General features: G+C 61.3%; 13 protein-coding genes. 8 read left to right on the plus strand and 5 right to left on the minus strand.

Features of this window, described 5'->3' with window-relative positions; all coding sequences use genetic code 11:
- Positions 1–70 precede the first annotated feature (70 nt).
- The 4 genes from CHB75_RS05295 (at position 71) to CHB75_RS05310 (ending at position 3,972) form a co-directional block, all read left to right on the plus strand.
- Positions 71–1,045: a sugar ABC transporter substrate-binding protein gene (locus CHB75_RS05295; protein ID WP_425439487.1), complete on the plus strand. Its 975-nt coding sequence runs from the start codon at positions 71–73 to the stop codon at positions 1,043–1,045.
- 114 nt (positions 1,046–1,159) lie between these two features.
- The gene (locus tag CHB75_RS05300) at positions 1,160–2,248 is read left to right on the plus strand and encodes an ABC transporter permease (RefSeq protein WP_089269489.1); all 1,089 of its coding nucleotides are present in this window, start codon (positions 1,160–1,162) and stop codon (positions 2,246–2,248) included.
- The gene (locus CHB75_RS05305) at positions 2,245–3,021 is read left to right on the plus strand and encodes an ATP-binding cassette domain-containing protein (RefSeq protein ID WP_089269490.1); all 777 of its coding nucleotides are present in this window, start codon (positions 2,245–2,247) and stop codon (positions 3,019–3,021) included. Before CHB75_RS05300 ends, CHB75_RS05305 begins: the two co-directional genes overlap by 4 nt.
- A 192-nt stretch (positions 3,022–3,213) precedes the next feature.
- Complete coding sequence (locus CHB75_RS05310) at positions 3,214–3,972, plus strand: NAD(P)-binding domain-containing protein (protein WP_089269491.1); 759 nt, start codon at positions 3,214–3,216, stop codon at positions 3,970–3,972.
- Position 3,973: 1 nt separating this feature from the next.
- Here the strand turns inward: CHB75_RS05310 and cueR are convergent, their stop codons facing one another.
- Positions 3,974–4,363: a Cu(I)-responsive transcriptional regulator gene (cueR, locus tag CHB75_RS05315; protein ID WP_089269492.1), complete on the minus strand. Its 390-nt coding sequence runs from the start codon at positions 4,361–4,363 to the stop codon at positions 3,974–3,976.
- Positions 4,364–4,434: 71 nt separating this feature from the next.
- Positions 4,435–4,896, minus strand: a complete 462-nt coding sequence (locus CHB75_RS05320; protein WP_089269493.1) for a hypothetical protein — start codon at positions 4,894–4,896, stop codon at positions 4,435–4,437.
- 393 nt (positions 4,897–5,289) lie between these two features.
- Here CHB75_RS05320 and CHB75_RS05325 point away from each other — a divergent pair, with 393 nt between their 5' ends.
- Entirely contained in the window at positions 5,290–5,889 is a 600-nt protein-coding gene (locus CHB75_RS05325) for a DedA family protein (protein ID WP_089269494.1), read from the plus strand.
- A gap of 5 nt (positions 5,890–5,894) precedes the next feature.
- On the opposite strand, the gene rlmN is transcribed toward CHB75_RS05325, so the two are convergent.
- Both rlmN and CHB75_RS05335 read right to left on the minus strand, forming a co-directional pair.
- Positions 5,895–7,073 carry a dual-specificity RNA methyltransferase RlmN gene (gene rlmN, locus CHB75_RS05330; protein ID WP_089269495.1) on the minus strand — a complete coding sequence of 393 codons (1,179 nt, stop codon included), beginning with the start codon at positions 7,071–7,073 and terminating at the stop codon, positions 5,895–5,897.
- A gap of 151 nt (positions 7,074–7,224) precedes the next feature.
- Positions 7,225–7,755: an invasion associated locus B family protein gene (locus tag CHB75_RS05335; RefSeq protein ID WP_089269496.1), complete on the minus strand. Its 531-nt coding sequence runs from the start codon at positions 7,753–7,755 to the stop codon at positions 7,225–7,227.
- A gap of 167 nt (positions 7,756–7,922) precedes the next feature.
- Between CHB75_RS05335 and CHB75_RS05340 the strand changes: the two genes are divergently transcribed.
- On the plus strand, positions 7,923–8,924 hold the full coding sequence (locus tag CHB75_RS05340) for an asparaginase (protein ID WP_089269497.1): 1,002 nt from the start codon (positions 7,923–7,925) through the stop codon (positions 8,922–8,924).
- A 79-nt stretch (positions 8,925–9,003) separates the two neighbouring features.
- On the opposite strand, the gene serB is transcribed toward CHB75_RS05340, so the two are convergent.
- Positions 9,004–9,873 carry a phosphoserine phosphatase SerB gene (gene serB / locus CHB75_RS05345; protein WP_089269498.1) on the minus strand — a complete coding sequence of 290 codons (870 nt, stop codon included), beginning with the start codon at positions 9,871–9,873 and terminating at the stop codon, positions 9,004–9,006.
- A 159-nt stretch (positions 9,874–10,032) separates the two neighbouring features.
- Here serB and CHB75_RS05350 point away from each other — a divergent pair, with 159 nt between their 5' ends.
- Entirely contained in the window at positions 10,033–11,187 is a 1,155-nt protein-coding gene (locus tag CHB75_RS05350; protein WP_089269499.1) for a phosphoserine transaminase, read from the plus strand.
- A gap of 75 nt (positions 11,188–11,262) precedes the next feature.
- Complete coding sequence (gene serA / locus CHB75_RS05355; protein ID WP_089269500.1) at positions 11,263–12,858, plus strand: phosphoglycerate dehydrogenase; 1,596 nt, start codon at positions 11,263–11,265, stop codon at positions 12,856–12,858.
- Positions 12,859–12,992: the final 134 nt, after the last annotated feature.

The raw sequence follows: 12,992 nt of genomic DNA on the forward strand, positions 1-12,992 counted from the left end.
GAGGAACACAATGACTTTTAACAAAACCCGTACCGCCGGTCTGCTGGGCACTGCTGCTCTGATGACGCTGATGTCTGCGCCTGCCTTTGCCGCCGCACATTCCGTCAGCGCCTGCCTGATCACCAAGACCGACACCAACCCGTTTTTCGTCAAGATGAAAGAAGGCGCCGAAGCCAAGGCCGAAGAGATGGGCATCACGCTCAGCTCTTATGCCGGCAAGATCGACGGCGACGTCGAGACGCAGATCGCGGCTGTGGAAAGCTGCATCGCCGCTGGTGCCAAGGGTATCCTGATCACCCCGTCCGACGGTGCGGCCCTTATGCCGGTCATCGCGCAGGCGCGTGAAGCCGGCGCGCTGGTCATCGCGCTGGATACGCCGTTTGAACCTGCGGATGTGGCCGACGCAACATTTGCCACCGACAACTTCAAGGCCGGCGTACTGATCGGCGAATGGGCCGCCGCCAAGATGGGCGACACTTCGGCTGCCAAAATCGCGTTGCTCGACCTCAACCCCTCCGAGGTATCGGTCGACTATCTGCGCGACAACGGCTTCCTTCAGGGCTTTGGCATCGACATCAAGGACCCGACCGACATCGGCGACGAGGATGACGAACGCATCGTCGGCAACGACGTCACCAACGGCAACGAAGAAGGCGGCCGGACCGCGATGGAAAACCTGATGCAGATGGATAACGGCATCAACGTTGTCTACACCATCAACGAACCCGCAGCGGCCGGTGCCTATGAGGCGCTGAAATCCTTTGGCATGGAAGATCAGGCGCTGATCGTTTCGGTCGACGGTGGCTGCCCAGGTGTGCAGAACGTCAAGGAAGGCATTATCGGCGCGACTTCCATGCAGTTCCCGCTGTTGATGGCCTCCATGGGGATCGAAGCGATTGCCGCCTTCGCCAAGGACGGCACCAAGCCGCAGAACACCGAAGGTCTGGATTTTTTCAACACCGGTGTCGAATTGGTGACGGACGAGCCGATCGAAGGCATCCCGTCAATCACCTCCGACGAAGCACTGGAAAAGTGCTGGGGCTAAGCCTCCGGTACTTTCAGGGAGGGGGCCGCGCGGCCCTTTCCCACTCTCACCCCTCTCGCAAATCTTTGACCTGACAGTCCGTTTCAGCCACGCTGGACCGGAGGAGGAGAGATCATGACGGACACGAACCAGACCCCGGCCAAGGGGCAGGACTTTGAAAGCTCGCTTGATAAAAGCGACAAGAAGGTCGCGGAATTCGAGCACAGGCGCAAAGGTTTGGTGGACGGTCTCCAGCACCTTCTGCACCTCAATCCGACGCTGGTGCCGGTCATGGTTCTGGTAGTTTCGGTCCTGATCTTCAGCCTGCCGATGGTGACCGGCGGCAAATTCATGACCATGTTCAACCTGTCTCTGATCATGCAGCAGGTGTCGATCATCGGCGTTCTGGCTGCGGCGCAGTCTCTGATCATCCTGACAGCGGGCATCGACCTGTCTGTCGGGGCTCTGATGATCTTTTCCGCTGTGGTCATGGGTCTGCTGGGCGTCAATCTGGGTGTCCCCAGCTTTATCGCGCTGATCGCTGGATTTGTGGTGGCCATCGGTGGCGGGCTGATGAACGGCCTTCTCGTCACCCGGATCAAACTGCCGCCCTTTATCGTGACGCTGGGCACATGGTACATATTCCTCTCGGTTCTGCGCCTGCTGACCGGATCCCAGTCGATCCGCAGTCAGGACATCGACGCCGAGGCTCCGATACTCAAGATTTTCGGCAGCTTCATCTCAATCGGTTCTGCACGCATCACCTTTGGCGTGATCCTGATGATCGTGGTTTTCGCGGTGCTATGGTATTTCCTGAACAAGACCGCCTGGGGGCGCCACGTCTATGCCATTGGCGACGATAAAGAGGCCGCCGAACTGGCGGGCATCAAGACCGACCGCACCCTGCTGACTGTCTACATGGCCTCCGGTGCTGTGGTCGGCATTGCGGCCTGGGCATCCATCGGTCGGGTCGGGTCGATTTCCCCCAACGCCTTTGCCGAGGCGAACCTGCAAAGCATCACCGCCGTGGTGATCGGGGGCATCTCGCTTTTCGGTGGGCGCGGTTCGATCCTTGGGCCGTTGTTCGGCGCGCTCATCGTGGGTGTGTTTGAATCGGGTCTTCGCCTCGCCGGTCTTGACGTGCAGTGGCAGGTCTTTGCCATCGGTTGGCTCATCATTCTCGCGGTCGCCATCGACCAATGGATCAGAAAGGTTTCGGCATGACACAGCCCATCATCAAGGCCCGCGGTCTGGTAAAGCGCTACGGTCGCGTGACCGCCCTGAACAATGCCGATTTCGATCTGATGCCGGGGGAAATTCTGGCCGTGATCGGCGACAATGGCGCTGGAAAATCCTCGCTGATCAAGGCGATTTCGGGTGCTGTACAGATTGACGAAGGCACCATCGAACTGGATGGCAAGCCGACCGGCTTCAAGACGCCGCTGGATGCGCGCAATGCCGGGATCGAAACGGTCTATCAGACCCTCGCCCTGTCACCTGCCCTGTCCATCGTCGACAACATGTTCGTCGGCCGTGAGATCCGCAAGCAGGGGTTCATGGGCAAATACTTCAAGATGCTCGACAACAAGGAAATGGCGCGCATTGCCCGGGAAAAGCTGAATGATCTGGGTCTGATGACGATCCAGAACATCAATCAGGCTGTAGAAACCCTGTCTGGTGGCCAGCGTCAGGGCATCTCGGTCGCCCGCGCCGCCGCATTCGGGTCCAAGGTCATCATCCTGGACGAACCGACCGCCGCGCTGGGCGTCAAGGAAAGCCGCAAGGTGCTGGAGCTGATCCAGGAGGTCCGGTCGCGCGGTATTCCCATCGTGCTGATCAGCCACAACATGCCACATGTGTTCGAAGTGGCCGACCGTATCCACGTTCACCGGCTGGGCAGCCGTCTTTGTGTGATCAACCCCAAGGAACACAGCATGTCAGACGCGGTCGCCTATATGACCGGCGCGAAAGTTCCCGAAGGGGTTGCAATGGCCTGACCGGCGCACCCCGCAGACACGCCTTGATCCAAGGCAGCCCTACGCGCCCGCACCATAGCGATTATCGAGCAGAAGTGAGGCACCCGCGCAGACAATTGCGCGGGTGTTTTCGTTTCAGGCCTGCACCCGGGGGTGCATCCCCGCGCGTTATGCGCAACACTGCCCGTGTTTGCACCAAAGGAGACTGCTGACATGCCCCGCATCGGATTCGTCGGAACCGGCCATATCGCGGCGCCAATGGCCCGCGCGCTGGCCCGCGGCGGGCACAGGGTCACCGTGTCGGAACGCAGCGCCACGACCGCGGCAGAACTGGCAGCGGCCGGGCTGGGCATCACCGTTGCCACAAACGCGGACGTCGTTGCCGACAGCGATATCGTCTTTCTTTGTCTGCGCCCGGCCGTCTGGGCGGATGTCATCCCGTCCCTGCCATGGCGCGCCGGGCATCAGGTGATCTCGGTCATGGCCGGTGTGCCGCTGGCCGACCTTGCCAAAGGCTGCGCACCTGCCAGTGATCTGGCAGTGACCATTCCCTATGGCCTTATCGAAAACGGCGGTTGCCCCTTGCCTGTTGCGGGCAACCCTTCGGCGCTGACGGCCTTGTTCGGCGCGGCAAACCCGATCCTGCCACAAAAGGACGAAGCCGCCCTGACAGACCACTTTGCCGCCTCAACCATGACGACCGCCGCGCTTGGACTGCTGGAAACGGCAAGTCACTGGCTGGCGGGACAGACGGGCGACAGGGATCAGGCCGAAGTTTATGTCTCGAATCTGGTCGCGGGTTTTCTGCACAACCTTGACAGGGATCGCGCTGGCCGCCTGTCAGAGGCGCGCGACGCGCTTGCCAGCCCCAACACCTTGAACCTGCAGATGGTCAATGGGCTGGACAAGGCGGGTGCATTTGACGCGCTGCCCGACATCCTGGACAGCATTTCGGCCAGCATGCGCAAGTAAATCAGACCTCGGCGGCAAGATCGTTCAGGATGGGGCAATCGGGGCGGTTGTCCCCGGCACAGCAGCGCACCAGTTCGGACAGCGTGTCGCGCATCGTCTTCAGCTGGGCGATCTTGTCGTCGATCTGGCCCAGATGTTCCTGCGCCACCTGTTTAACATCCGCACTGGCTCGCCCCTCATCAGCATATAGCGCAAGCAGCGTGCGGCAATCCTCGATGGTGAAACCAAGCGTGCGCGCACGGCTCAGGAAGGCCAGCTTGTGCAAATCCTGTTCGCGAAAGGCGCGGTAGCCGTTTGGGCCCCTCAGCGGTTTGATCAGGCCGATTTCTTCGTAATAACGGATGGTCTTGGGTGGCAGCCCCGCGCGTTTGGCAACGTCACCGATGTTCATGGCGGATCTCTCCTGACGATGGTTTCCCACCCCAATATAAGGATTCCAGTGACGGGAAGGTCAAGGTGCGATCAGGCCGGGCGCATGGCCTCGTGCAACCTGCAACGGCTTTCCTCGCACAACAGCGGAAGGCCCGCGCGGGACGCCGCCAGGATCAACGGCAGGATTCCGGCGGGGGACACCAGAAAACTCGCATCCAGATAGGCCGTGTCGCGGTCTTGTTCCGTTGCCGTCAGTACAAATCGGGCGAAAACGGCCTCATCCTCGGACAGACGGGTAACCTCGGAGGGCAGCACCGTCAGCGCGCGCCAGCCATGGCGGCGCAGCAGACGCAGTACATCTTCGAACGCCGAAAGGCAGTTCCGGGCACGGTTGGACCCCAGAACGGCGCACAATCCGTTCCAGACCTGCTCCTGCCCCGCAGCACCTTCGCCCCAAAGCCGCAGCATCGCGACAAGGCGCGCCTCGGCCAGACGCAGATCACTCAGGCCCAGCGGACGGGCGTCAGAAAGGGTAAAGGATGCGTGTTTCATGGCGGGACCCTCAGTCAGGATAGCCCCGACTCTTGCCGTGCGGCAGCCCTTCTGTCAATCCTGATTAATTCAGTTGGGTATATTTGACTTGATATTTTGGGTAATCCGCTGCCGTTGATGGCACACCCCAACCGACCTTGTGGGAACCTGTTTGAAATCGAAAAGTTAAACGACGGAGCCATAATTTACGAAACGCACAGGACCAGAATCACATAACCGGTTTGGAAAACGGGAAAGAAAACTGGATCCACGCATCTTCGCACCAGCCAGGACTGTCATCTACAACGCCCCTTGGGCCTTATCGGGATTATCAGATAAGGGGGCGAATCGACGGTTCACCACCCAGATACAGCGATGTCCGGCGCTGCACATAAACGATAGGAAAGTCCGCCCATGTTCGATGTCATCACCAACTGGCTGTCCGCCATGGGAAGTTTTGGCGTCGCTCTGCTTATGTTCCTCGAAAACGTCTTCCCCCCAATCCCGTCCGAACTCGTGATGCCCTTTGCCGGTTACCTCTCGGCTCGCGGTGAAATGAGCTTTGTCACCATTGTGCTGCTGGGAACAATCGGTTCGGTGACCGGGGCGGTCCTGTGGTACTGGGTCGGTCTCTGGGCGGATGAAACCCGACTGCGCCGCTTCATCGCGGGTTATGGCAAATGGCTGACCCTCTCCAACGAAGATCTGGACCGCGCGCTGGCATGGTTTCGCAGGCACGGTGCGGGGGCGGTATTCTTTGGCCGGATGGTCCCGGGGGTGCGCACGCTGATCTCGGTTCCGGCGGGTCTGACCCGGATGCCGATGCTGCCATTCCTGCTCAGCACTGCCCTGGGCAGTTTCCTGTGGACCGTACTGCTCGCGGCAGCCGGATACCTGCTGCGGGCGCATTTCGACCGCGTGGCGGACTGGCTCAACCCGATCACCAACGCGCTGCTGCTGTTGCTGCTCGGCCTCTACCTCTGGCGGGCGCTGCGCGGGGTTCTGCGCAGCTAGCCCCCTCAGCCCTGACCGGTCTCTGCCGCGATCTGTGCGCGGGACTTGCGCGCGCGCTCTGTCGCAGACTTCAGCTGACCACAGGCCGCCATGATATCCTCGCCACGTGGGGTGCGGATCGGGCTGGCATAGCCGGCGTGATACAGGATGTCGGCAAAGGCGTGGATACGGTTGCCCGAAGACCTCTCGTACGGCGCGCCCGGCCATTCGTTGAACGGGATCAGGTTGATCTTGGCGGGAATGCCCCGGATCAACTCGACCAGACGGTGCGCATCCTCATCCGAATCATTCACACCCTTCAGCATCACGTATTCAAAGGTGATCCGCTCGGAATTCGACACCTTCGGGTATTCCCGCAGCGCGTTCAGCAGCGTCTCGATATTCCAGCGCTTGTTGATCGGCACCAGCCGGTCGCGCACCTCGTCCGTGGTGGCGTGAAAGCTGACCGCCAGCAAACAGCCAATCTCGGATGCGGTCTTAGCGATCTCGGGCACGACGCCGCTGGTCGACAGGGTGATCCGGCGACGGCTCAGCGAAATGCCCTCGGGGTCCATGGCGATCTTCATGCCGTCGCGCACATTGTCAAAGTTATACAGCGGCTCGCCCATGCCCATCAGCACGATGTTGGACAGCAACCGCGTTTCGTTCTTTGGCGCGCCCTGCACGGGCCATTCCCCCAGATCGTCGCGGGCCAGCATGATCTGGCCGACGATTTCACCCGCCGTCAGGTTGCGCACCAGCTTTTGTGTGCCGGTGTGGCAGAACGAACAGGTCAGCGTGCAGCCCACCTGGGACGAGATGCACAGCGTGCCGCGATCCGTCTCGGGGATATAGACCACTTCGACCTCGTGACCCCCGGCGATCCGCACCAGATACTTGCGCGTCCCATCGGATGACACCTGCTTGGATACGATCTCGGGCAAGTCGATGACGAAATTGTCCGCCAGCGTGGCGCGGAAATCCTTGGCCAGGTTGGTCATCGATTCGAAATCGCGCACGCCCCAGTGATAAACCCACTGCCAGATCTGATTGACCCGCATCTTGATCTGCTTCTCGGGCGTGCCGATAGCGCGCAGCGCCTCGGCCATCGCCGGACGTGTCAGCCCGACAAGGTTCACCGGCCCCTCGGCAACTTTGCGGGGGATCGTCATCACGTCCTGGGTAATCGGCACCGAAGCAGACATCGCACATCATCCTAAAGTCAGAAGAGCGCCCCATACAGGATTCGCGCCGGAATGCCAAAAGCAAAAAAGACCGGCGCGCCAAGGCACCGATCCCCACTTCTTCTCTTTTCAAATACCCCGGGGGTATGGGGACAACGCCCCATCCGGCCGATCAGCTGGAACAGCGCTTCTCGGCATCCTCGACCGCCGCGGTAAACCCGAGCAGCGAAAAGGTATCCTTTGTCTGCGTCCCGCGGGCCGAACGCGCAGTCAGAACCGCATCCGCCCCACGTTTCAGCGCCGTGATAAGCTTGCTGTCATCTTCCGGGGTGGCGGGCCAGGCCCATTCGCCCTCTGTGAACAGCTCGAACTGCGTACCGCTCACATTGACGTTCACGGTCGACCCGTCGGCAAAGGGGTAGCCGCCGGTAAAGGCGACCTGTCCCGCGACATTGGCACCGGGGCGGTAGAAAACCATCAACAGGATCTCACCGCGCGTCACCGCAACGACGCGCCCGTCCTTGGAGTTCACGCTTTCCTTGTAGGTGGTCACCGCCCAGCATTCGCGCGGCTCCTTGCCCTCGAACACCGACCAGTCGGTCATCGCGTCCACGCGGTTCGTGCTCGCGCTCTGGGCAAGCGCAGTCCCGGCCACCAGGACCAGTGCAACTCCAGCGATCATGCGGCTCAAAATTGATGTCATACGCGCAGCCTCCAGCTGTATTCAGCCTCAATACCCATGGTTGCGTCCTTGGTGGTCTGGCTTATGCTGCCACGCAACCGTTTTTGTCTCGACGGGCGGAGATTAGCCTGAAATACCGGCCGCGTGAAAGCCCCGTTGGCAGAATATCGCTTGTTTGTGAGGACCCCATGACAGCCACGCCCGCCCCCCTTGCCGAAATCTGGCGCGGTCCCTTCGCCGAAAGCCTGCACTTTGGCCATGTGGTGATCTGTGGCCCCGATGGCGAGATCACCGAATCCTGGGGCGATCCGCAGGCAGTGGTGCTGCCGCGCAGTTCCTCCAAGATGATCCAGGCGCTGCCGCTGGTGGCCTCCGGCGCCGCCGATGCCTTCGGTCTCAGCGAACGGCAACTGGCCCTCGCCTGCGCCTCGCACCAGGGCGCCACGATACATGTCGAGGCGGTTCAGGCATGGCTCAAGGATCTCGGCCTGAGCGACGCCGATCTGCGCTGTGGTCCCGAAATGACCCGCGACCGGGATCTGGCGCGCGAGATGATCAAACACGACGAATCGCCCTGCCAGTGGCACAACAACTGCTCGGGCAAACACTCCGGTTTTCTGACCCTGAACCGGCATCTGGGCGGCGGGCCGGAATACGTCCAGCCCGATCACCCGGTGCAACAGGCCTGCCTTGACGCTTTTGAAACGGTCACGGCGGAATCCAGCCCCGGCTACGGCATCGACGGCTGCTCGGCCCCGAACTTTGCTACCACGATGCACGGCATGGCCCGTGCGATGGCATTTTATGCAACGGCGCATCAACGCTCCGACAGCCTCAGCCAGGCGGCGGCACGGCTGACGGCGGCGATGTACGCTTTCCCCGAGATGGTCGCAGGCGAAGGCCGGGCGTGTACCCTGCTGATGCGCGCCGCAACCGAACCGGTCGCCCTCAAGACCGGAGCCGAGGGCTATTTCATCGCCATCCTGCCCCAACGTGGTCTGGGTCTGGCGCTCAAGGTGCAGGACGGTGCAACACGCGCATCGGAATGCGCCCTCGCGGCTCTGCTGGTACGGCTGGGCGTGGTCGATGCACAGGACCCGACGGTGGTGCAGTTCCTGAACCCCGAGATCGTGAACCGCCGCGGCATCGTGACCGGACAGATCCGCCCGGCTGCCGACCTGATGCGCTGACGGCCCGACGCAGCGCCCAAGAGTTTTCAGAAAACTCTTGGCAAAACTTTTTTGAAAAGTTTTGCGTCAGCGCCGTGGGTCAGGTCACAAAATCAGATCGCGCGTAGCCCTGCAGAAACAGCAGCGCGGTCAGATCCCCATGGTTCACGCGCACTTGGCACTGTGCCTGAACCGACGGCTTGGCATGCAGCGCCACACCAGTACCGGCGCGCCCAAGCATGCCCAGATCGTTGGCACCATCTCCGACCGCGATGACATCTGCCTCGGTTATCCCGAGCTGCGCCGTGATTTCTTCCAGCGCGCTCACCTTGGCCTCGCGTCCCAGAATGGGCTGGGCAACCGCCCCGGTCAGGGCCCCGCCGGCCAACAGCAGCGTGTTGGCCCGATGTTCGTCAAACCCCAGCCGATGGGCAATCGCGCCGGTAAAGGCGGTGAAGCCGCCTGACACAAGCGCCGCGTAACCGTTCTGCGCCTTCATCGTGGCCAGCAATTCGGCGCCACCCGGCATCAGCGTGATCCGTGTCTCAAGAACCTGATGAATCATGCCCTCAGGCAACCCTTTCAACAGGCTGACCCGCTCGGTCAGGGCTCCGTCGAAATCCAGCTCTCCGTTCATCGCCCTTGCGGTGATCCCGCGCACCTGATCGCCGACACCGGCAACCTCGGCCAGCTCGTCGATGCATTCCTGCTGGATCATCGTGCTGTCCATATCGGCCAGGAGCATCTTCTTTGTCCGACCGTTGGTCTGCTGAACGACCAGATCCACCGCCAGATTCTGCAAGTCCTGCCAGACCTCCCACTGGTTTCCCGGAATCTGGGTCAGGCCGAACTCTGCCGCCTCATCCGCCGCAAGCCATACTGCGTCCCCGCCACCCCAGGCATTGCGCAGCGATTCGACAAGGGCAGGGTCCAACCCGCCGGGACGGGCGATAAGGGTCGCTGTGAACATGGGGCAAGTTTCCGATCGTAGCCGTTGCGCGTCGCGAATTGCATCTCAACCGGCGCAATAGCGTCATTTTCCAGCTTGTGGAACCGCGAATTGGCTCGTATCCCCAGCGGCGGGACACCCTTCCCCAACGAAGGGCGCTTATCTGGAAGGATAGCACAAATGGCTATTGAACACCCGGCCACCCGGCCGATGAATCCGCGTTTCTCCTCTGGCCCCTGCGCCAAAATCCCCACATTCTCGCTCGACCTGCTTGCAGACGCGCCTCTGGGCCGTTCGCATCGCGCAGGCGTCGGCAAGGCCAAGCTCAAGGCCGCGATCGAGGGCACCCGCGAGATCCTGAACATTCCCGCCGACTACCGCATCGGAATCGTGCCCGCATCGGACACCGGCGCTGTCGAGATGGCCATTTGGTCCATGCTCGGTGCCCGTCCCGCGACCATGGTCGCCTGGGAAAGCTTTGGCGCCGGATGGGTCACCGACGTGGTCAAGCAGCTCAAGATCGAGGCGACGGTGAAGACAGCCGATTACGGCCAGATCGTCGATATGGCCGCTGTGGATTACGACACGGACGTTGTCTTTACCTGGAACGGCACCACCTCGGGCGTGCGCATGCCGAACGGCGATGCGATCCCGACGGACCGCGCCGGTCTCACCATCTGCGACGCCACCAGCGCCGCTTTCGCGCAGGACCTGCCCTGGGACAAGCTCGACGTCACCACCTTCTCCTGGCAGAAGGTGCTGGGCGGCGAAGCGGCCCACGGCATCATCGTGCTGTCGCCCCGCGCTGTTGAACGGCTGGAAAGCTACACCCCCGCATGGCCCCTGCCCAAGATTTTCCGGCTGACCAAGGGCGGCAAACTGATCGAAGGCATCTTTGTCGGTGAGACGATCAACACGCCCTCCATGCTCGCGGTCGAGGATTACCTCGTCGCGCTCGACTGGGCGCGTTCGGTTGGCGGTTTGAACGGCCTGATGGCCCGCGCCGACGCCAATGCGCAGGCGATCTGGGATTTCTGCGCGGCGAACGACTGGATCGCGAACCTGGCGCAGGATGATGCGACCCGTTCGAACACCTCGGTCTGCCTCAAGTTCACCGATGCGCGGATCACCGATGGCGCAACCTTTGCCAAGGCCGTGGCCAAGCGGCTTGAGGCCGAAGGCGTGGCGCTGGACATCGGCGCTTATCGTGACGCACCTGCCGGTCTGCGGATCTGGTGCGGCGGCACGGTGGAAACCTCGGATATCGAGGCGCTCCTGCCATGGCTCGACTGGGCGTTCCACGCCGAGATCGCAGCGCTGTCACAAGCCGCCTGATCCAGAATTTTCTGCGAAAATTCTTGGGCTCCGCGTGGGCCCAAGCCTTTCCCCATTCCATGAAGGACCACCACAATGGCCCCCCGCGTTCTCATTTCCGACAAACTCTCCGACGCCGCCGTTCAGATCTTCCGCGATCGCGGCATCGAGGTCGATTTCCAGCCTGACCTTGGCAAGGACAAGGACAAGCTTGCCGAAGTCATCGGCCAGTATGACGGCCTTGCCATCCGCAGCGCCACCAAGGTCACCGAAAAGATCCTTGCCGCCGCCACCAACCTCAAGGTCATTGGCCGCGCGGGCATCGGTGTCGACAACGTCGACAAGGAAGCGGCATCCAAGAAAGGCGTGATCGTGATGAACACGCCCTTTGGCAACATGATCACCACCGCCGAACACGCCATCGCCATGATGTTCGCCGTTGCCCGCCAGATCCCCGAGGCGTCAGGCTCGACCCATGCCGGTAAATGGGAAAAGTCCAAGTTCATGGGCGTCGAGCTGACCGGCAAGACGCTTGGCGTCATTGGCGCAGGCAACATCGGTGGCATCGTCTGTGACCGCGCCCGCGGGCTCAAGATGAAGGTCGTGGCCTATGATCCCTTCCTTGGCCAGGAAAAGGCCGACAAGATGGGTGTCGAAAAGGTCGAGCTGGAAGAGCTGCTCAAGCGCGCCGATTTCATTACCCTGCACGTGCCGCTGACCGACACAACGAAGAACATCCTGTCCCGCGAGAACCTTCAGAAAACCAAGAAGGGCGTGCGCATCATCAACTGCGCCCGTGGCGGTCTGGTCGACGAACAGGCGCTGGCGGATCTGCTGACCTCTGGCCACGTCGCCGGTGCGGCCTTTGACGTCTTTGCCGAAGAACCGGCCAAGGAAAACCCGCTGTTCAACCTGCCCAACGTCGTCTGCACGCCCCACCTTGGTGCCGCAACCACCGAAGCACAGGAAAACGTCGCCCTTCAGGTGGCTGAACAGATGGCGGACTACCTTCTGACCGGTGCCGTGACCAACGCGCTGAACATGCCGTCGGTGACCGCAGAAGAGGCCAAGGTCATGGGCCCCTGGATCAAGCTTGCCGACCACCTTGGCGCCTTCATCGGCCAGATGACGGATGAGCCGATCCAGGCAATCAACATCCTTTACGATGGTACGGTTTCCAACATGAACCTTGCCGCGCTGAACTGTTCGGTCATTGCCGGGATCATGAAACGCGCCAATCCGGATGTTAACATGGTTTCTGCCCCGGTCATCGCGGCGGAACGCGGGATCAAGATAAGCATCACCAATCAGGCCAAATCGGGTGCCTTTGACGGTTATATCAAGGTGACCGTGGTGACGAACAAACGCGAACGTTCCATCGCGGGTACGGTGTTCAGCGATGGCAAGCCGCGCTTTATCCAGATCAAGGGCATCAACATCGACGCCGAGGTCGGTGCGCACATGCTCTATACCACGAACGAGGATGTCCCCGGCATCATCGGTACGCTGGGTATGACCATGGGCGAAAACGGTGTGAACATCGCGAACTTTACCCTCGGCCGGTCCGCCGCCAAGGGCGAAGCGATTGCCCTTCTCTATGTTGATGACGTGGTACCGGCCGATGTGATTGCCAAGCTGGAAAAAACCGGCCTGTTCCAGCAGATCAAGCCGCTGGAATTTGACGTCGCCTGACGGGCCACAGTTCAAACCGGAAAATGAGTTGAAAGGCGCGCCGTACCATCGGCGCGCTTTTTTTCGTTTGAAATGGCGTGCCGCCGGGGAGCCTCTGCTGCTTTCTGGCTGAGCAATTGCCCAAGACATGGGCG

Origin of the sequence: Puniceibacterium sediminis (assembly GCF_900188035.1) — a bacterium.
Classification (GTDB): Bacteria; Pseudomonadota; Alphaproteobacteria; order Rhodobacterales; family Rhodobacteraceae; genus Puniceibacterium; species Puniceibacterium sediminis.

Coding starts and splice junctions, on each gene's coding strand:
- CHB75_RS05295 (WP_425439487.1), top strand. CDS start 71: ATGTCTGCGCCTGCCTTTGCCGCCGCACATTCCGTCAGCGCCTGCCTG.
- CHB75_RS05320 (WP_089269493.1), bottom strand. CDS start 4,896: ATGAAACACGCATCCTTTACCCTTTCTGACGCCCGTCCGCTGGGCCTG.
- CHB75_RS05300 (WP_089269489.1), top strand. CDS start 1,160: ATGACGGACACGAACCAGACCCCGGCCAAGGGGCAGGACTTTGAAAGC.
- CHB75_RS05335 (WP_089269496.1), bottom strand. CDS start 7,755: ATGACATCAATTTTGAGCCGCATGATCGCTGGAGTTGCACTGGTCCTG.
- CHB75_RS05350 (WP_089269499.1), top strand. CDS start 10,033: ATGGCTATTGAACACCCGGCCACCCGGCCGATGAATCCGCGTTTCTCC.
- rlmN (WP_089269495.1), bottom strand. CDS start 7,073: ATGTCTGCTTCGGTGCCGATTACCCAGGACGTGATGACGATCCCCCGC.
- CHB75_RS05305 (WP_089269490.1), top strand. CDS start 2,245: ATGACACAGCCCATCATCAAGGCCCGCGGTCTGGTAAAGCGCTACGGT.
- CHB75_RS05325 (WP_089269494.1), top strand. CDS start 5,290: ATGTTCGATGTCATCACCAACTGGCTGTCCGCCATGGGAAGTTTTGGC.
- serA (WP_089269500.1), top strand. CDS start 11,263: ATGGCCCCCCGCGTTCTCATTTCCGACAAACTCTCCGACGCCGCCGTT.
- CHB75_RS05340 (WP_089269497.1), top strand. CDS start 7,923: ATGACAGCCACGCCCGCCCCCCTTGCCGAAATCTGGCGCGGTCCCTTC.
- serB (WP_089269498.1), bottom strand. CDS start 9,873: ATGTTCACAGCGACCCTTATCGCCCGTCCCGGCGGGTTGGACCCTGCC.
- cueR (WP_089269492.1), bottom strand. CDS start 4,363: ATGAACATCGGTGACGTTGCCAAACGCGCGGGGCTGCCACCCAAGACC.
- CHB75_RS05310 (WP_089269491.1), top strand. CDS start 3,214: ATGCCCCGCATCGGATTCGTCGGAACCGGCCATATCGCGGCGCCAATG.